We start from the raw sequence: 19,833 nt of genomic DNA, 5'->3' as shown, positions 1-19,833 counted from the left end.
TTCTACCATCTTATTTTTTGCTTAGTTTGTTCAGCTGCTAATGTTATTTTTGGAAGAAAGGGTGCTTTAAAATGTCTTCAGCACAAAGTGTTTTTCTAGCCGTTTCTATTCTAGCCATTTTATGTATGTTTTCTATAATACTAGGCCTTTCTTGGGGATTATCGTTTGAAGCTGTTATAGTAGGTGCAGTGACTTGTTTTGTAATTGCATGTCTTTCAACCTTAACAGCATTAATAATTGGGGTTGTTAAGCTTTTTAAGTAAACTTAAGAGTTATCCGTGTAAAAAGGTAGCCCCAAAAAATAAAAGACTGAAATATTATAATTACTGGTTTCAGTCCCTTAGGTAGTTAAAAAAATATATTTTTCTTAGCTTGAGGCAAGATTAAGTTGGCAAAGATTGTATAAATTTCACGATTAAGGCTTGTTTGAAGAAGGGTTTAAAGACTTTTTAATTTCTTTCAAGGAGGACACCATCTGCTCATTTTGAGCGATTATAATCCAATTTTGTTCAACTAGTGCGCGTAAGAATTCTACCTTCATTTCATTGCTTTCAGTATCAAAGTCTACGTGATCACTGTCACGCAACAGCCTATGTTTTTGAAGATTCCCCATAATAGCTTCAATTTGCTCGGATGTCTCTTTGCTGACTTCGTTAAGCCCGCGATCTGCAAGTATACCCTTGATTTTATTGTTATTAAAGATCCCCATTGTCTTGCTCCTTTCTGTCAGAGTTCCCAGTCGCTTTCTTCATTCACTCTTATTGTATCATTAGACTAATAATAATTTTAAAAAAACACTCAATGGTCCGTAAAAGAAGGTTTTTTACTTTTTAAATTTTGTATTAAGCGCTATCATTTTACTTGATTAATTGTTTAGACCATGTGATATTTAACTAAGTTATGTTTATCTTTGAGCAAACACCCCCAACTCAAAATGGAGGAATTAATTATGAAAAAAATAGCAGTGATTGGTTGTACTCATGCAGGAACTTACGTAGTTAAGGAAATTCTGAAGGAACACAAAGATGTGCAGGTTAAAGTTTTTGAACGCAACCAGGAAATCTCTTTTCTTTCCTGTGGGATTGCACTTTATTTAGGCGGTCAAGTAACAGATCCGGCAGGGTTGTTTTACTCAAATCCTCAAGAATTGCGTTCATTGGGTGCGGAGATTTTTGCACAGCACGATGTAATCGCTATCAATTCAAAGGACCATACACTACGAGTTAAAAATTTACAGACTGAAGAAGTCTGGGAAGAAGATTATGATAAGCTGGTAATGACGACAGGATCTTGGCCGATTGTGCCCCCGATTAAAGGTATTAAGAATGACAAGGTTCTGTTATGCAAAGATTGGAGCCACGCTCAAGAATTATTTGAGAGAGCCCCCAAGGCAGACAGGATTGCAGTCATTGGTGCAGGCTATATCGGCGTGGAACTTGCGGAAGCCTATAGACTGAAGGGACATGCAGTTACCTTGATTGATGAAAAAGAACGGGTTATGCCGAAATATTTTGATGAGGCTTTTACAACTAAAATTGAAAAAACTTTCACAGAAAAAGGAATTGATTTAGCACTTGGACAAAGGGTAATGGAATTTAAAGACGAAAAGGGTGAAATACTGGTTAAAACCGACCAAACTGAAATTCCAGTTGACCTAGCTATCCTGTGTATTGGCTTTCGACCAAACACTAGTCTTCTTACTGGTCAGATTGATATGCTTCCTAACGGCGCAATTATCACAAACGAATATATGCAAAGCTCAAATCCGGATATCTTAGCAGCGGGTGATAGCGTTGCTGTCCATTTTAATCCGACTGAAAAACCTGCTTATATTCCATTGGCTACTAATGCGATTCGTCAAGGAATTCTGGTAGGAAAAAATTTATTTGCACCTAGAGTACGCAGTATTGGAACACAGGCAACCTCGGGGCTGGTACTTTTTGGAATCTCGCTGTGTTCGACAGGATTGACTGCAGCCGCGGCAAAAGAACAAGGGATTGAAGCTGCACAGGTAATTTTAGAGGATAATTATCGTCCGGAATTTATGCCTACTACAGAAAAGGTGCTTATGTCGCTTGTTTATGATCCAAAGTCGCTGAAAATTTTGGGAGGAGCATTTCTTAGCAGACAAGATATTTCGCAAGCAGCTAATCTGTTGTCACTATGTATTCAAAATAAAAATACAATTGATGACCTTGCCATGGTAGATATGCTTTTTCAGCCTCATTTTGACAAGCCGTTTAACTATCTTAATCTTTTAGGCCAAGCAGCTCAAAAACATCAGACTGACCAAGTTTTGCAGTAGAGGTTAGTTAGCGAATTTTGATTGAGCGGGCACTGCGAGGTATTTACTACTCCAAACACCAAATGTTTTGTATACTAAGTGTATATTCTGTACGAAAATTTGGTTGTTGGGGGGTTTTTTATGGATAAGGAGAGTAGGTGGATCCGCTTTTTAGGCGGCCGCAACTTGATTTTCACGATATTGATAATTGGGCTGATCGGTGCTGTAATCCTATTGTACAGTAAGGTCAGTTTTATATTCATACCTATTGCGACGATTTTGGTAAATATTTTACCACCAGCTGTTTTTGGGCTGATTTTATATTATCTGATCAATCCATTGATAGTCAGATTTGAAAAGTATTTAGGCAGAACTTGGATTATTTCACTTGTATATCTTCTTATCTTAGGGCTTTTAACTTTTGGAGGGATAGAGCTGGTAATTCTTGCAAGGACACAGCTGCTTGATTTGTTAAATCAATCACCGCAAATTTTGCAAGGATTTCAGCGAAATCTAGATAAGATAACCAATGCTTTGCCTTATACGAAAGAAATTGAAAGGTCATTTTCAAGTATAGATTTATCTGGAACTAAAATTAACAGTTTTGTAGAAAAGTACTTGCAAAGCGGAGTAAAAAGTTTTGGGGGGTTCTTTTCAGCACTTTCCACGATGCTCCTAACTGTTATTGTGGGTCCTATTATTGCCTTCTTTTTATTGCGGGATAAAGAGAAATTTTTGAAGACTGTTCGAAAACTTGTTCCACCAGTATTCAGGTATGACTTTAATGAATTAGGGAAAATCGTTGACCAGCAGATTGGGGGATACCTTAAAGGACAAATAATTGTTTCAGCACTCCTTGGTTTAATATACTGGCCCTGCTTTTTACTGATTGGTTTAAACTACGCCGGCGCTTTAGCTTTATCAGCGGGTTTCTTGAGCGTCATTCCCTATATTGGTTCTTTTGCTGCATTTTTACCAGGATTGATTATTGCGTTTCAGAGTTCACTTTGGATGGCCGTGAAATTCGCACTCGTATGGTTTATTGTCCAATTCCTGCATGGCCAATTTATCGTACCGCGGATTATGGGGGACAATCTGCAGCTGCACATGATTACTGTTTTGTTGGTCCTATTAGTAATGGGAGATCTGCTTGGGATAGTAGGAGTCGTCTTTGGAATTCCGATTTACTGTCTTGTCAAAGCTGTTACCATTGATCTTTTCAGCCACTTTAAAAAACGTTACAATCGTTTTTACGGCAAATATGGTGAATATGAAGAAACAGGATTTTCAAAAAAAGACTATTTAAAAAAATAAACGGTTTACTTTTGATTTCTATTTGCTTTTCCTCACGGACTGTGAAATAATTGCTAAAGCAATTATCAAAATAAAAGACGACAGTGATCGTCAATTTTGGAGGAATCGAATAATGCAACAGTTAAAATCACCGGCACAAAGCCGGCTTAGTAGTGAACAGAAGTGGGTCATCGCGTCTACCTCAGCAGGTTTTTCACTCGAAAATATGGATATTATGTTTTTATCCTTTGCACTTGCACCCATTATTGCAAGCCTGCATATTTCGAGTGCAGCAGCTGGAATGATTGGTTCAGTTACCAATCTTGGTATGCTGGCGGGTGGCGCGCTTTTTGGTATTCTAGGAGATCGTTTCGGCCGCGTACGGACTTTTTCATACACTATTTTTATTTTTGCTATTGCAACCGGAATGATGTATTTTGCGAATAACCTTGCCTTGATTTATGTATTGCGTTTTATTGCCGGTATTGGGGCTGGCGGTGAATACGGGGTTGGGATTGCCTTGATTGCTGAAAGTTTTGAACAGCAGCATGTAGGCCGGATGACGTCTGTTGCTGCAATCGGCGGCCAATTTGGTGCAATTTTAGCTGCTTTGTCAGCCGCATATATTATTCCGCATTATGGTTGGAATACTCTTTTCTTGGTAGGATTGATCCCGGTAGCCCTGACGTATTTTGTCAGGCAAAATCTGCATGAAAGCGAAGATTTTATGAAAACTCACTTAACAGTTTCCTCAAAAAACAAAGTTTCATTCAAACGGCTTTTTGAAACACCCCAAATTGCTTTACAGACACTGGGATTGATGGTTATGACGATCGTGCAGATTGCAGGTTATTTTGGATTAATGAATTGGCTGCCTATGATAGTGCAGCAGAAACAAGGTTTGAGTGTTTCCGGTTCTTCCTTATGGATGATTTCAACAATTATTGGTATGTGTTTAGGAATGACAGTTTTCGGCAGCCTTTTTGATCGTTTTGGCGCACGAAAAGCATTCAGCATTTTTCTGCCTGCTTCAGCTTTAGTCACTTTTGCAATTGTTTTAGCGCAATCAACTTTGCAATTAGTAATCATTGGTGCAATCGTTGGATTCTTCTCAAATGGAATGTTTGGTGGATACGGAGCAGTGATCAGTTTTCTTTACCCTACTGAAATTCGTTCAACCGCAAATAATGTCATTATGAATGTAGGAAGAGCAATCGGAGGATTTTCTTCAGTTATTATCGGAATCTTAATGGATCATTTTTCTTTATTCGTGACGATGGGTTTTTTGTCCGCTCTGTATCTACTTAGTTTTACCGTAATGCTGCTTTTGCCTGGCTTGGCAAAAATCAGAAACAATCGCCCTTTAATTACAGAGAAATAGAATGGTAATTTAATACAGATTTGGTTGAAAGCAGGCTGACATGATAAACTGCGAGCGCAGCAAATATGATACTTGTGGCGATTGTGAAGATCTGGCATTTTGAGAATTTCAATAGCAAAAGCCTGTAGCTAGTACAAAGAGGGCGGGGTAAAACACGATGTTTGACTCATCTCTTAGTAAAAGATCACTTTAAAATACTTTTGTTGTTATTTTCAAGGAGGCAGGCCACAATGAATAAGCCAAATAAATTAAAAAAGGGCGATAAAATAGCCGTTGTCAGCCTTTCAAGCGGAATTTTAGGAGAAAAATCGGTTGAACACGAACTGGCATTGGGGTTGAAACGCCTACGAGAATTTGAGCTGGAGCCCGTCTTGATGCCGAATTCTTTGAAGGGATTGGCTTATTTAAAGAAATATCCGCAAGCAAGGGCTGCAGACTTGAAGCAAGCATTTTTAGATGATTCGTTTGCAGGAATTATCTGTGCTATAGGCGGCGATGATACTTATCGTCTGCTTCCTTATTTATTAGAGGACAAGGAATTTGTAAACGCAGTTAAAAAACACCCTAAAATCTTTACTGGATTTTCAGATACCACAATTAATCATTTATTATTCTATAAACTTGGAATGGTCAGCTACTATGGGCCTAGCCTGCTTAACGATCTGGCTGAATTAGAAATAAAAATGCTGCCGTATACACGCAAAACTTTCTTACGTTTCTTTGATAATTCTGTGCCGCAAATTGTAAAGAGCAGTTCTGTTTGGTATGAAGAACGCATAGACTTTTCGAAGGCTTCAATTGGGGTACCTAGAAAAATACATACGGAAAGCTTAGGTTATGAAGTTTTGCGAGGAGAAGGTATCGTTACAGGCAAATTTCTGGGCGGATGTCTTGACAGTTTGTACGATATAATTGCTGGAAAGCGCTATAGTGACGAAGCACAGCTCGTTTCTAAATACGGTATTTTTCCTAGCAGCGACGAATGGAAGGATAAAATTCTTTTCATTGAAACAAGTGAAGAGTGCCCTTCTCCAGCTCTATTCAGTAAAATGCTGTCCGCATTAAAAAAACGCGGTGTATTTGACCAAGTCAAGGCAGTTTTACTTGGCAAGCCTCAAAATGAATGTTTCTATAGTGAATATAAACAAGAGCTGGTTGAACTCACAAGAAGTGAAAATCTGCCGCTTATGACAAATCTAAACTTTGGACATGCCTATCCCCGTACGATTATTCCCTATGGTTTGTCAGCGAGAATTGATTTCAATAATGCAAAGCTGACAATTACAGAATCTTTATTTGAAACAGAATAACTTTTATTCGGGGTAAAAGTCATTTCCAAGGTAATTCGATAATAGAAAGATCATTTTTTGAAAAATAAAATTAAAAAAATAACGCCACAAATATTAATTTTGTTGTTATAATTAGTGCAAAGACATTTACAGGAGGAAAAGCATTGGGTATCCAGACTGATTTAATCAATATAAGTAATGGAGTCCAGCAGACCTCAGGATCTTCACAGAAAACAGCTGCCCAGACTCAAGAAGAACAACAGCTGTTTTCACAGCTTTTAACTGAAAAATTAGGTCAAACAGCGCAGCTAAAATCAACCGGTCGCACGATTTCTGTTGTAAAGGGTGACACTGTTTCAGAACTGGCTGAAAAATATGGATCATCTGTCAGTGCCATTGCTCAAAATAATCAGTTACAAGATCCGAATCTAATCTTAATTGGCCAGCAGCTTGTCATTCCGGCTAATGTGTCAGGGCAAACGACAAGCAATAACTCGGTTCCAAGTGTGAGCAGTATTTCGGATGCGACTGCTGCTTATACTACAGTTGCTGCAGATAATTCCAAAGAAACAGCAGAAAAAGAGGCACGTGCTTATATTGTCCAGCATGAGTCAGGTGGAGATTATAACGCACGTAATGGCAAGTATATCGGTAAGTATCAGTTGGATCAGAGCTACCTGAGCGGTGATTTTTCACCAGCTAATCAAGAAAAAGTAGCCAATGACTATGTTTCAAAGAGATATGGTTCTTGGGTTAGTGCAATGGCACATTGGAAAGTAAATAGCTGGTATTAATTTAAAGCAAAAAAATTAGAGATATAAAGACAAAAAAGAGGTAGTTTTAGAAAGAACGCAGTGGAATTTTGATGGCTGCGTTCTTTTTTATTTGAAAGTTAAATTTTGCGCATCTCTATAAGTTATGAAGAATCGCGTTATGGAATTACACCTGAAGCATTAATGTACAAATACTGCTTAGGACTAGTTATAATGAAGTGTGTAGTGGTTAACAAAAAGGGAGGTTATACAATGGCTTATAAAATAAAAACTGAACTGCGTGATGTCGGAGCACAAGTAAAAGTCCAAGTAAGAGAACATACTTTTTTAGCAGACGAACCAGTTCGCTTGAAAGGAACAGATGCTGGCCCTAATCCGGTAGAATATTTTTTAAGTGCGCTCGGCAGTTGCCTTTCAATCACAGCAGCAGACATTGCTAAACACCACCCTGAAATTAAACTAAAAAAGTTTGAAACTGAGATTAATGGTCGTGTACGTCGTTTCTCTGATAAAACGTCAAAGATTGATCAGATTACGATTAAGTTTAACCTTGACTCTTCTTTGGAAAAAAAGAGGGAAGATGCATTCATTAAATCAGTGATTAAATATTGTACAGTGCATTCATCTTTGAATGCTGACATAGAGATCAAGTATCTTTTTCCAGAGGGGGAACCGTGAAACATAAAGAAGGTTGAAAATTTTTATGCAACTTATAGTAACCTTTAGGAAACTGGTAGTTTAGCTAAACAAAAATTTTTACAGTGGAGAAGTATATTTTTGTAATTATTAATGAGTGCATTTTTGCCATCTATTGCATATTGCAATTATCAATATTGCAATATGCAATAGATGGCAAAAATCTAAACCAGAAAGTAACCAAGACTAAGATTGCAAAATTTTATGCACTCCAAATTATTGTTTGACATTCTTACACTGCTCGCAGTGATTGACTTTTTCAGCTGTATCCTTTTAAAATGAATGAGTATGCAGATGTTTGATGCACTGAGAAATTGCAGCAGTAGATTCATCTTCTTAGTGTTAAGTATTTAACCTCGTCTAAGAGTATTTAGGCATACTAAAGGGGAGAAGTAAGAATGATTGAGATTACACCGATTAACATCGGTTCTTTTAAAACTTGGCTGGATGTGAAAAACGCGCGGCAAGAAGATGCGGTTGTGCTGCAAGAAGAGTACGGCTTGACTCAAGATGTTATGGACTATGCAATGGATATTGATGAACCATCAAACTATGACTATGATAAAAAATCCAAATCGCAATTATTCATTTATCATTTACCCTATAAAACACAGCAGGGATATTTGACGATTCCTGTAGCTATCTTGTTAAAGGGCAGTTTGCTGATTACACTGACACATTTTTCAGATGACCACGTAGAAGATATTTTTCGTAGAGATATTTTAAAAAAAGCTTACACAAATATTAATTTAACTGTTTTAAAACTGCTCAAACATCTGAGTGATGTCTTTTCATTGCCCACACATGAACTTAGACGTCGCAGAAAGGAACTTAACGATTTGTTAAGCGAACGGGCAGAAAACAAACACTTGATTGAACTTGCTAATTTAAGGAAGAGTCTTATTTACTTTGCAAGTTCATCACAGAATAACTACATAATGCTGCAAAACCTGAAAAATAAATATTTCAGCCGAACTTTTCATGAAAATGAAAGCGAGTTTCTGATTGATGCCCAGATTGAAGCTAATCAGGTGCAGCAGTTAGTAGAAATGGAGTCAAAGATCGTTGCACAGTTGATTGCAACTTTTGATACGATTTTAAGTAATAACTTGAATGGGATCATGAAACTTTTAACAATCTGGTCTGTTGTTTTGGCAATTCCAACTATTATCACGGGTTTTTACGGTATGAATGTAAGTTTGCCGTTAATTCACGCGCACATGGCATGGATAATTATTGTTGGAATTACTTTTATATTAATTCTCTGGGTTTTGATGGTATTGCACCGGCACAGGATTATTTAAAAAATAGGATACAAAAAATACGTTTTAAGATTACCTAGATAAGGTATAATTAAGCTGTACTTTGGTTAATAAGAAATAATAAAGCACAAATTGAAAGATAGAGGAGAGATTTTTGTGAAGATTGTTTTAGCAAGTGACCATGCAGGGGTAGCCTTGAAAAAAGAAATCAGTGAATTGCTGACTTCCATGGGACATGAGGTTGATGACTTGGGACCCTTTACCAGTGATTCAGTTGATCTTTCTGATTATGTTTATCCTGCAGCTTTGAAAGTTGCTAAAAATGAAGGCGCACGTGGAATTTTTATCGATGGTGTCGGTTATGGCAGTGCAATGATCGCTAATCGAATTTATGGCATTGACGCTGTGGTTTGTCAAGACCCGTTTTGTGCTAAGCTCGCCCGCCAGCATAATGACAGCAACGTCTTGTGTTTAGGCGGTAAGATAATCGGTTCTGCAATTGCTCTTGAAATTGTTAAAGTCTGGATGACAACTGATTTTTTGGCACAGGAAAAATATATTCGCCGTGTAAAGAAAGTTAAACAGATTACGGAAAAACACCTTAAAAAATTAGACGAGATTAATTAAAATCACAGCTAGTGTATTAAGCAAGTAATGATATATATTTTTAGCAGCCTGTGTCGTTCAATGTTTCACTAACAAAAAGTCGAAACCAGGCAAAGTGTATGGTTAATTAATCATTGGAAGACTTTCAAAGGTGTATTGTCTTATCTAGATTAAAAAATTTTTAATGTAATGGATTTCGCTAACCATGAAAGAAGGCAGAGTGAAAATGAAGACAGAAGAAACTTTAATTTTAATAAAGCCTGATGGAGTTGCCGATGGGCACATTGGGGAAATCATTACGAGAATTGAACGCAAGGGCTTTGAAATTGCTGCTTTAAAAGTAACTTATGCAACTGACCGGCTTTTGCGGGTACACTATGCATCTAAAGCAGATAAAGAATATTTTAAGGATATCTGTTCATATATGAAGGAAGGCCCTATTGTTGCACTTATTGCCAAGGGAGTAAATGTAATTGCAGCTTTTCATCGTATGGCAGGTGCTACAAGCCCTATAAGTGCACTTCCAGGGACAATCCGCGCTGATTTTGGCAGGGAATATGCTGATGGTAATTTGCGCAATGTTGTCCATAGTTCAGATGAAGTTCAAAGTGCGGAAAAAGAAATCAAAATCTGGTTCCCAGAACTGATTTAGAAGTAAAATTCTGCTAGAATAAGCTTAAATTGTGGAATAGGGTGAGCAAATGGCACAACAAGGTTTTTCTGATTTTGAAAGAGCAGCGATGAAAGAAAGGGCAAAGGAGCTTAGGGAAGAAAGCAACAAAAAGAAGAATCCGCAGGCAGATCTCTTTGAAAAAATCGCGGAAATGCCAGAAAAGGAGGCTTTTATTGCTTCTTCACTACATTCGCTTGTAGAAAAGACCGCACCAGAATTACATCCGAAAACATGGTATGGAATGCCTGCTTATGCTAATGATGATGGCAAAGTAGTATTTTTCTTTCAACCAGCGACAAAGTTCAAGTCTCGCTATAACACTCTTGGATTCAACGACAGTGCTAACCTTGATGATGGTAAAATATGGCCCACATCATACGCCCTCACTGTTTGGAACGAAGAAATCAGCAACTTTGTTTCCATGATTATTAAGAAGGCTATTTCTAAAAACTAAAAACCAAATTTGAATTGAACAAAAACGCTTTGTACCTGTTCCAATGGGGTATAAGGCGTTTTTTTATCAGCATCTATAAATTGACTGCCTAGTCATTGACTTGCAGGTCAACATGGAATATACTCGGTTTGAAAATTAAAAATACCTTGGATGTAATTTAAGGAGGAGAATGACGATGTCAGAAAAAATTCTAGAAATTAAAAATTTACAGAAAAAATTCGGTAAATTTGAAGCTTTAAAAAATATTACTTTTGATATTAAGAAAGGAGAAGTTTTTGGTTTTATTGGACCAAATGGCGCGGGAAAATCTACCACAATCCGAATCCTTTTAGGAATTTTGCATGCTAATGGCGGCAGCGCAAAAATCTTTGGAAAAGACGTTTGGCAGAGTGCTGTTAGTATTCATAAAAGGCTTGCATATGTACCCGGTGATGTTTATCTGTGGCCGAATTTGACTGGCGGGGAAATCATCGATCTTTTCTTGAAATTGAACCAGCAAAGACATTCCGCAAGAACCGATGAATTAATTAAGCAGTTTGACCTTGATCCGACAAAAAAGGTACGAACCTATTCAAAAGGTAACAGACAAAAAGTTGCTTTGATAGCTGCGTTTTCAACAGCTGCGGATTTTTATATTTTTGATGAACCTACAAGCGGTCTTGATCCGCTCATGGAAGAAATTTTCCAAAAAAACGTAATGCATTTAAAAAATGAAGGGAAAAGTATTCTGCTTTCCAGCCACATTCTTTCCGAAGTTGAAAAAATGTGCGATCGAATCGGCATTATTAGGCAAGGAAAAATTATTGAAACAGGTTCGCTAGATGATATGCGGCATTTAACAAGGACAGTTTTTGTGCTGGAGACGCAAAAACCGCTAGAAAGTCTTTCTCAGCTGGAAGGTGTATATAATTTCAAGCCGGTTTTGGATAAAGAAGGTGTAAATAAGGCAACTTTCACAGTAGATTCTGAAAATATAAATTCAGTGTTAGAAAAATTAGTTGCATATAAAATTATTAGCATTCAAAGTACACCGCCCACTCTAGAAGATCTTTTCATGCGTTACTACAATCAAAAAGAAGGGAGCCGTTAGTCATGAGATATAATCTATTCAATCAAACTGGTTATATTATAAGGTTTTATCTAAGGCGTGATCGTTTTTTGATCGTTGGTTGGCTGATTCTTATTGTGGGACTGATGGGAGGAGCAGCTGCTAAATTTGATAGTATCTATGGTACTAAAGCTGCTCTTGCTTCAATCGTAACTACTTTAAAAACTCCTGCAATGAAAGCTATGTTCGGTTCGTTCACAGCAAAGCCGCCTTATACATCCGCTATCATTTATGCTAGTGAAATGATGGTTTTCATGGGTTTGGTATTTGCGATGATGAATATCTATTTTGCAGTTAAAAACTCACGTACAGAAGAGGACAATGGCACTTTAGAATTGATCAGAGCGCATTCGGTCGGTAAACTAAGCCCTTTAATTGCGGTAATTATAGAGCTTTTTGTTATTAATCTTATTAACGGTGTGTTGATTGCAATTTCCTTGGAGTTTGCAGGGATGACTGGAACAGATATACTGGGAAATTGTCTTTTTGGATTAGGACTTGCTGCATTCGGCTTTATGTTCGGCATGATGTCTCTTTTAGTATCACAGTTGGCCAATAACTCGCGAGGAGCGACAATCTTAAGTTACTTAATTTTAGGATTTACGTATATTGCCCGCATGCTGACAGATGTAAAGAATACTAACTACACTTGGATAACAATGTTCGGCTTGATCGAGAAATTGGAAATTTATACTGAAAATAATTGGCTGCCGGTGTTATATATGGTACTTTCAGCACTATTGCTATTATTTGTAACTATTTTTGCAAGTACCCATCGAGATGTTGCAGCAGGCCTGATTCCGACAAGACCTGGAAGAAGGAATGCTTCCTTTTTATTAGCTAATCCATTCAGTCTTATTTTACGCCTTGAAAGAATCAGTTTAATTATCTGGACTTGCGGACTGTTTGTTTTGGGAATCAGTTATGGTTCAATTTTTGGAAATATTGGGAATCTTTTAAAAACAAATCCTAGTGTTGCAAAGCTGATCGGATCTTCTGCAATCAAAAGCAGTAATCATGCTATTATCCTAAACTTTGCAGCTACTTTATCCGTAGTTTTTGCAGTAATTGCAACAATTCCAGCTGTTATCACAATTTTGAGGATTAATAATGATGAAAAAAAAGGCTGGCTGGAGCAGATTCATGCTAGGGGGATTTCTCGTTCGAACATCTTTTTTAGTTATATCGCAGTGGCTTTGCTTTGCGAAGCTCTTTGTCTTTTAGTTGCTTTGCTTGGTATGGGGTTTGCAGGTATGAGTGCAAAGGATCCCGTTTCACTGTTGCGATTCTTGCGCGCATTTTCAGGATATTTGCCGGCTATATATGTTGTTTCTGGAATTGCCGCTTTATTTACTGCACTTTTTCCCAAAATACAAAATATAGTCTGGATACTACCTATTTACGGTCTTTTTTCAATGTACTTTGGAAATCTTTTGAATTTTCCAAAGTGGGCAAAGCAACTGACACCTTATGGCTGGGTCAACCGCGTTCCTCTTAAAGAAGTGCAGTGGAATAATGGGGTAGTGATGATTGGGCTGACACTGGGTTTGTTTTTAATCAGTTATTTAATCTATTCAAAGAGAGATTTGCTTGAAAGTTAGGAATTATTTTTGGCTGAACGTATACTATCCAGCTATTACCAAAAAATTAAGGGGAATGATATAAGATGGCAAGTTCAAAAAAAAGCCCTAAAGATCCGCAAAAAATAAAAAGAATTATGAAAAGCTCACTTTATATCTTTGCGAGAAACGGGTACCAAGGAACAAAGACCGACCAGGTTTCTCAAATGGCAAAGGTTTCCAAAGGCACACTTTTTCATTACTATAAGAGCAAAGCGAACCTGTATCTTGAAACTTTACGTTACGCATTAAAGCAGATTGAAAAAGCTGCAGATTATTCTGTTTGGACAGATTCAAAGGATCTTGTGGAAATGATTGTCAGAGGAACCCAATATAAGATTGAACTTCAATTAAAATACCCGGTTGAATTCAGGTTGCTGATTCGTGCATACGCGCCCAACAACTCGTTGCCTTTAAAGTTGCAAAAAGAGATTCAGAAGATGTATGTACAAAGCAATCAAAAAACTTTAGGGGTGCTTATTACTCCCATCCTAAAAAGAATGCCGCTGCGTAAGGATTTCCCATTGCCTATGATAGAAAAAGCAATTGCTGCAATAGAAGAAGCAGTCCAACATGAAGCTCGTGACTTTATTAAAGAGCACCCTGAGGCCGTAATCAGTGACTTTGAGGAGATTATTGCTCAAGCAAAAATTTATATGGATATCTTGCAACGTGGTTTTATTGCTGATAAATAATACTTTAAAAAAGTAATTGCATATACTTAACAAATGGCTATTGATATATAAATGACGGGGCTGGGTCAAAAGTGAAATTTTAGCCTAGTTCCTCTACTTATTCCGGATAAATGTGTTCCATAAGTCAAAATTTTCCGTCTAACCTCGAATTACTCATAGCAAATTACTCGCTATGTTCGTAATTTCTTGTTAGTACTCAAATTTTACCGACTTATGTCACACTCTCTTTTATGTTTTTCAGAGGGTTTTTAAGGTTTAAAACAGATATTAATGGTTAAAGTAGATAATATTTGCAAAAAATTTGACGGTGCTTATAATAATAAGTGAGTGCTCACTTACTTATAAATGAGGTGAAAAAATGTCAACAGTTATTAAAGCTTCAAACTTGGTTCAGGGCTACGGTAAAACTATTGTTTTGAAACAAGTCAACTTAGAAATTAAAAAGGGTGAAATTCTTGCTTTAATAGGACCCAGCGGTTCTGGCAAAACCACTTTAATCAACTCAATTATGGGAATGATTAACCCTCAAAAAGGCGAAGTTACTTTATTGGACACTAGAATGCCTAACCGTAAGATATTGTCTAATATTGGATTTATGGCACAAACAGATGCGTTATATTGGACAATGACCGCCAGAGAGAATCTAGCCTTTTTTGGAATTATGCAGGGAGTTCCCAAGAAACAATTAAAAAAAAGAATTTCGTACGCAGCTGCAGTTGTGAACCTTGAACCAAGTTTGAATAAACAAGTACAATATTTTTCTGGAGGGATGAAAAGACGCCTGTCACTTGCAATCGCCTTGGTAGCCGATCCACAGATACTGATTTTGGATGAACCCACGGTAGGAATTGATCCAGAACTGAGGCAGCAGATCTGGAAAGAACTGCATCACCTTGCTTCTGAAGGCAAAACCATTTTGCTAACGACACATGTAATGAATGATGCTTGGGAAGCTGACAATCTTTTTTTGATTCGCAAAGGAGAGGCAATTGCCCAAGGCACACCGCGGACACTTATAAAAAAGTATGAAGTACAGACCATTGAAGAAGTATTTCTAAAGGCAGGGAGGCTTCAAGATGCGCATACTAGCAATGATTAAACGCATCATCACGGAAATGCTGCGTGATAAAAGGACCTTAGCATTGATATTCTTAGCTCCGTTAGTAATTTTATCTTTGTTCTATTTTATGTTCCAATCTAATGATAACGAAACGGCAGTACTCGGTGTTCGTAACGTTGATGCTGCACTGGTTAAAAATCTTAAAAATAAGCAGCTTAAACTTCAAAAGGTAAAATCGTCAAAACAAGCCAAAGAACTCATAAAACAATACGATTACGCAGGAATACTCTCGCAAAAAAATGAAAAATTAACACTTACTCTTCAGAATAGTGATCAGAATAAAAGCGCCCGGATCAAACAGAGTCTACAACTTGCGCAGATTAAATTACGCGGTAAAACTGCAAGTGCACAGATCAAAAAACAGATGAAGCTGATCCGACAGCTTAGCCGACAACTTGGTTCGGATGATAATCACGGATTCGCACAAAAAAATGCTATTACGTATACCACTGAAACACACTATGTTTACGGCAGCAGTAATTCAACTTTCTTTGACACACTTTTACCAATTATGATCGGTTTCGTCGTTTTTTTCTTTGTTTTTTTAATTTCAGGAATCTCGCTTTTGCGTGAAAGGACTAGCGGAACCTTAAATCGTTTGCTGGCAACACCGATAAAACGTAGTGAATTAATCAGCGGATATCTTCTCGGTTTTGGGATCTTTGCCTTATGTCAGACTGTCATAATTGTTTTATTCAGTATTTACGTTTTCAATATTCAGATTCTTGGAAGTATTTGGAATGTGTTGTTAATTAATATTCTTTTAGCACTAACAGCCTTAACGATTGGGTTATTTGTGTCAAGCTTTGCTTCTTCAGAATTTCAAATGGTACAGTTTATCCCATTAATAGTGATTCCACAGATTTTCTTTTCTGGGATTATTCCGGTTTCCCAAATGGCTAAGCCGTTACAGATTTTTGCTCGGTTTATGCCTCTTTATTATGGTGGACACTCTCTTTCAGAAGTGATTGAAAAGGGCGCAGGTTTAAGCAAAATCAGTCTTAATTTAGGGATACTTGCTATTTTTATAATTTTCTTTCTGATACTTAATCAACTTGTACTTCGCAGATATCGAAATGTTTAGGGGGCTTAGGAGAGAAAAATGATCATCAACAGTGTTAACACGCTTTTTGACCAGGCTTTAACCAAAACTTCACTCTCTGAAAAGCAAAAAAAAGTTTTAAAAGCGAGTCTGCTCCTTTTTTCAAAGAATGGCTTTGACAGGACCAGCACAAAAGAGATTGCTGAAAAAGCACAGGTGTCAGAAGGAACTGTCTATAAACAGTTTAAAACAAAAGAAGGTATACTGGCAGCAATTCTCAAACCATTTGTAAAATCAGTTATTCCAAGCGCTGCTGCAGAATTTATCACTGCTCTGTCGCAGGCAAACTATCCCTTGCTTGAAGAATTTTTGACCCAAGTAGTTCAAAATAGAATGGAATTCGCAATTGAAAATAAATTGCAGTTAAAGATTTTTGCGCAGGAAGTGCTGCATGATAAAAACTTGGCCTATACTTTAAAGCATGAAATCGGTGGAGAATTGGTAGTAAAGATGGGCCTAGCTTTAAAATATTATCAAAAACAAGGTCAACTGGTCGCCTGGGCTCCTCAAAGGATTGCACAATATATTATTAGCACTGTTATGGGGTATTTAGTCCCATGTATATTGTTAGACCAGCCTCTCGATGTACCCGAGGCCAGCAAAGAAGCAGTAGAATTTTTAATTAAAGGATTAAAAAAGAACAGCGAGTAATTTTTGTAAGAACCTGTAACGATAAAGGTCAAGCTTTCAAGAAGACTTTATTACATTTTCGAAGTATGATTGTTGGGAAAGTATGAGACTCGTATTCGGAATCTCAGCCTTTTTAATATCTTTATTGAAAGGGGTTTCTTAAAGATGTATTACTCAAGTGGAAATTATGAAGCATTTGCGCGTCCCAAAAAACCTGACAATATTGAGCAAAAGTCCGCTTATTTAGTGGGTGCCGGGTTAGCCTCGCTCGCTGCAGCAGCCTTTTTGATACGTGATGGCCAGATGAAGGGAAAAGAGATTCATGTTCTAGAAGAATTATCTTTGCCGGGAGGATCATTGGATGGAATCTTTAACCCAGAAGACGGATTTATCATTAGAGGCGGTAGAGAAATGGAGAATCATTTTGAATGCTTGTGGGATCTTTATCGTTCTATTCCATCGTTAGAAGAAGAGAATGCCTCCGTCCTTGATGAATTTTACTGGTTGAATAAAGAAGATCCTAATTCCTCAAATTGCAGGATGATTTACGATAGGGGTCAACGTGTTCCCGATGATGGAGCTTTTACTTTAGGCGAGTCAGCCAGAGAATTGATAAAGCTGGTATTAACTCCAGAAGAAAGTCTCACAGATAAAAAGATTGAAGATGTTTTTTCAAGTAAGTTTTTCACTTCTAATTTTTGGTATTATTGGTGCACGATGTTTGCTTTTGAAAAGTGGCATTCTGCAGTTGAAATGAGGCGTTATGTTATGCGCTTTATTCATCATATTAAAGGACTGCCCGATTTTACTGCATTAAAATTTACCAGGTATAATCAATATGAATCATTAGTATTACCATTAGTCAGCTATTTGAAAGATCAGGGGGTTGATTTTCAGTATAAGACCACTGTTACTAACATTATAGTCGAAGTTGAAGATGGCAAAAAGGTTGCTAAAAGTATTCAGCTGAAAAAAGCGGGTTTAGAAAAGGAACTTTCGTTAACAGAAGATGACTTAATATTTGTTACTAATGGTTCTATCACCGAAAGCACGACACACGGCAGTCATGATTCTCCTGCTCCAATAAACAATAGACTGGGCGGCAGCTGGAAATTATGGCAGAACTTGGCCAAGCAGTCAACTGAATTTGGACATCCGGAAGTTTTTTGTGAAGATCTTCCATCAAAGAGCTGGTTTATTTCAGCTACTATGACTCTGCAGAATGCAGATATTGAACCTTATATCGAAAGGCTGACACATAGAGAAATTCATAGCGGTAAAATCGTAACAGGAGGAATAGTTACGATCAAGGATTCTAATTGGCTAATGAGTTTTGCTGTTCACCGTCAACCGCATTTTAAAGCACAAAAGCCTAACCAAACTACTGTTTGGATTTATGGTTTATATTCGGATACTTTGGGAAACTACATTCAAAAGAAAATTGTGGATTGCTCAGGAGAAGAAATTGCGGAAGAACTTTTGTATCACTTAGGGATCCCTGAAACTAAAATTAAACGATATGCTCAAAATTCTTGCACGGTTGTCCCAACTTATATGCCATTTATCACCTCTTATTTCATGGTTCGGCATCTTGGAGATCGCCCTTTGGTAGTTCCAGACGGCTGTGTTAACTTGGCATTTATCGGTAATTTTGCGGAGACAAAACGAGATACTGTTTTTACTACTGAATATTCTGTTCGTACAGCAATGGAAGCTGTCTATACGCTGCTGAATATTGACCGCGCGGTACCAGAAGTTTTTGGTTCTGTTTATGATATACGGCAATTGCTGAGTGCACTATATTATCTTAACGATGAGAAAAAATTGACAGAACTTAACTTGCCGATACCTAAGCTGTTTTTAAAATTGGGGCTTAAAAAATGCAAGGGGACCTATTTAGAAGAGCTGCTTAAAGAAGCACACTTGCTATAAAATAATCATATAAAAAGGCTGCGGAGATTGAGAAATAAGCTGGGTCAAAACCTATGTTTTGGCTCAGCTTTTTTGTACCTTCTTGCAGTTGCCATATTAACGTGTTTTAATGCTCAGCCTTTTCCGCTCAGCTTTATTCCATAGAAAGCAGGATAATTAAAATTCAGTTAAAGCATGTGTATAATCTAAACAAAGATCTGTACAAGGAGGCGGTACTTTTGATGCAATGGCTTTTTGGAGACAATCAGATTGAATGGTGCTTACGTTTGGTTTTAGCAACTATCTGTGGGGGAATAATCGGCTATGAAAGAAGAAGCAAGATGAAAGCAGCCGGTGTGAGGACACATATTTTAGTGACAATGGGTTCAGCTTTGATTATGATTGTTTCAAAATATGCTTTTTTCGACATTGCACAAAAAAACGGGATGTCACTTGATCCTTCCAGAATTTCTGCCCAGGTAGTCAGCGGAATTGGTTTTATTGGTGCAGGTGCTATTTTAACGAAACACAAAATTATTGATGGCTTGACAACTGCAACCGGTTTATGGGTAGCAGCTGGAATTGGTCTGGCACTGGGAAGCGGGATGTATACAATTGCTATCGCGGCTACTGCGTGTGTTCTGTTGACCCAGGTGGTCATTTCGCGAATAGATTCTCATAAAATTCGTGGTAAAACAGGGATAAACATTTTTATCAGCTATCGAGGCAAAATGACGGAGATAGAAGATTTGCAAGAACGTTTAAAAAAGAGAGAATATCCGGATGTTAATTTTAATACTCTTTACTATGAAGAGGATCATTTTAAATTAAGATTGCATATCGCAATTTACAGCAGACAGGAGTTGAATCGTTTGTTTGACTATTTGGCGCAAGACCCTAAGATGATATATATGGAAGTTGAATAAAAAGATGAATG

Annotated in this window: 20 protein-coding genes; 19 read left to right on the top strand and 1 reads right to left on the bottom strand. The window is 37.4% G+C overall.

What is annotated here, in order from left to right; genetic code table 11:
• Window positions 1-71 precede the first annotated feature (71 nt).
• Window positions 72-263, top strand: coding sequence for a hypothetical protein (locus FD46_RS07010; protein WP_057896443.1), 192 nt, complete (start codon window positions 72-74; stop codon window positions 261-263).
• Window positions 264-415: 152 nt separating this feature from the next.
• Here FD46_RS07010 and FD46_RS07005 read toward each other — a convergent pair whose 3' ends face one another.
• Window positions 416-709 (bottom strand): hypothetical protein, encoded by a 294-nt coding sequence (locus tag FD46_RS07005; RefSeq protein ID WP_057896442.1) that lies wholly within the window; start codon window positions 707-709, stop codon window positions 416-418.
• 240 nt (window positions 710-949) lie between these two features.
• Between FD46_RS07005 and FD46_RS07000 the strand changes: the two genes are divergently transcribed.
• From FD46_RS07000 to FD46_RS06915, 18 genes are all read left to right on the top strand, one after another.
• Complete coding sequence (locus tag FD46_RS07000) at window positions 950-2,305, top strand: FAD-dependent oxidoreductase (RefSeq protein ID WP_057896441.1); 1,356 nt, start codon at window positions 950-952, stop codon at window positions 2,303-2,305.
• A gap of 120 nt (window positions 2,306-2,425) precedes the next feature.
• Entirely contained in the window at window positions 2,426-3,598 is a 1,173-nt protein-coding gene (locus tag FD46_RS06995; RefSeq protein WP_057896440.1) for an AI-2E family transporter, read from the top strand.
• Between the two features lie 112 nt (window positions 3,599-3,710).
• Entirely contained in the window at window positions 3,711-4,958 is a 1,248-nt protein-coding gene (locus FD46_RS06990) for an MFS transporter (protein WP_057896439.1), read from the top strand.
• 230 nt (window positions 4,959-5,188) lie between these two features.
• Window positions 5,189-6,268, top strand: coding sequence for a S66 family peptidase (locus tag FD46_RS06985; RefSeq protein ID WP_057896438.1), 1,080 nt, complete (start codon window positions 5,189-5,191; stop codon window positions 6,266-6,268).
• 143 nt (window positions 6,269-6,411) lie between these two features.
• Window positions 6,412-7,041 (top strand): LysM peptidoglycan-binding domain-containing protein, encoded by a 630-nt coding sequence (locus FD46_RS06980; protein ID WP_235805596.1) that lies wholly within the window; start codon window positions 6,412-6,414, stop codon window positions 7,039-7,041.
• Between the two features lie 231 nt (window positions 7,042-7,272).
• The gene (locus FD46_RS06975; RefSeq protein WP_057896437.1) at window positions 7,273-7,698 is read left to right on the top strand and encodes an OsmC family protein; all 426 of its coding nucleotides are present in this window, start codon (window positions 7,273-7,275) and stop codon (window positions 7,696-7,698) included.
• A gap of 416 nt (window positions 7,699-8,114) precedes the next feature.
• Window positions 8,115-9,020 carry a magnesium transporter CorA family protein gene (locus FD46_RS06970; protein WP_057896436.1) on the top strand — a complete coding sequence of 302 codons (906 nt, stop codon included), beginning with the start codon at window positions 8,115-8,117 and terminating at the stop codon, window positions 9,018-9,020.
• A gap of 114 nt (window positions 9,021-9,134) precedes the next feature.
• Window positions 9,135-9,605 carry an RpiB/LacA/LacB family sugar-phosphate isomerase gene (locus FD46_RS06965; RefSeq protein WP_057896435.1) on the top strand — a complete coding sequence of 157 codons (471 nt, stop codon included), beginning with the start codon at window positions 9,135-9,137 and terminating at the stop codon, window positions 9,603-9,605.
• A 205-nt stretch (window positions 9,606-9,810) separates the two neighbouring features.
• Entirely contained in the window at window positions 9,811-10,236 is a 426-nt protein-coding gene (locus tag FD46_RS06960) for a nucleoside-diphosphate kinase (RefSeq protein WP_057896434.1), read from the top strand.
• A gap of 49 nt (window positions 10,237-10,285) precedes the next feature.
• Entirely contained in the window at window positions 10,286-10,711 is a 426-nt protein-coding gene (locus tag FD46_RS06955) for an iron chaperone (RefSeq protein ID WP_057896433.1), read from the top strand.
• 169 nt (window positions 10,712-10,880) lie between these two features.
• Window positions 10,881-11,801, top strand: coding sequence for an ABC transporter ATP-binding protein (locus FD46_RS06950; protein ID WP_057896432.1), 921 nt, complete (start codon window positions 10,881-10,883; stop codon window positions 11,799-11,801).
• 2 nt (window positions 11,802-11,803) lie between these two features.
• A complete protein-coding gene (locus FD46_RS06945; protein ID WP_057896431.1) occupies window positions 11,804-13,420 on the top strand; it encodes an ABC transporter permease in 1,617 nt (538 codons plus the stop codon).
• Window positions 13,421-13,485: 65 nt separating this feature from the next.
• Window positions 13,486-14,133, top strand: a complete 648-nt coding sequence (locus tag FD46_RS06940; protein ID WP_057896430.1) for a TetR/AcrR family transcriptional regulator — start codon at window positions 13,486-13,488, stop codon at window positions 14,131-14,133.
• A 358-nt stretch (window positions 14,134-14,491) separates the two neighbouring features.
• Window positions 14,492-15,232 carry an ABC transporter ATP-binding protein gene (locus FD46_RS06935; protein ID WP_057896429.1) on the top strand — a complete coding sequence of 247 codons (741 nt, stop codon included), beginning with the start codon at window positions 14,492-14,494 and terminating at the stop codon, window positions 15,230-15,232.
• Window positions 15,210-16,337: an ABC transporter permease gene (locus FD46_RS06930; protein ID WP_057896428.1), complete on the top strand. Its 1,128-nt coding sequence runs from the start codon at window positions 15,210-15,212 to the stop codon at window positions 16,335-16,337. The genes FD46_RS06935 and FD46_RS06930 overlap by 23 nt, the downstream gene beginning before the upstream one ends.
• An 18-nt stretch (window positions 16,338-16,355) precedes the next feature.
• Complete coding sequence (locus FD46_RS06925; protein WP_057896427.1) at window positions 16,356-17,006, top strand: TetR/AcrR family transcriptional regulator; 651 nt, start codon at window positions 16,356-16,358, stop codon at window positions 17,004-17,006.
• Between the two features lie 144 nt (window positions 17,007-17,150).
• Window positions 17,151-18,917 (top strand): oleate hydratase, encoded by a 1,767-nt coding sequence (locus FD46_RS06920; protein ID WP_057896426.1) that lies wholly within the window; start codon window positions 17,151-17,153, stop codon window positions 18,915-18,917.
• A 221-nt stretch (window positions 18,918-19,138) separates the two neighbouring features.
• Window positions 19,139-19,822, top strand: a complete 684-nt coding sequence (locus FD46_RS06915; RefSeq protein ID WP_057896425.1) for an MgtC/SapB family protein — start codon at window positions 19,139-19,141, stop codon at window positions 19,820-19,822.
• Window positions 19,823-19,833 lie beyond the last annotated feature (11 nt).

This window comes from Liquorilactobacillus oeni DSM 19972, from assembly GCF_001436275.1.
Taxonomy (GTDB): domain Bacteria; phylum Bacillota; class Bacilli; order Lactobacillales; family Lactobacillaceae; genus Liquorilactobacillus; species Liquorilactobacillus oeni.
This window is presented reverse-complemented; position numbering and strand designations above follow the sequence as displayed.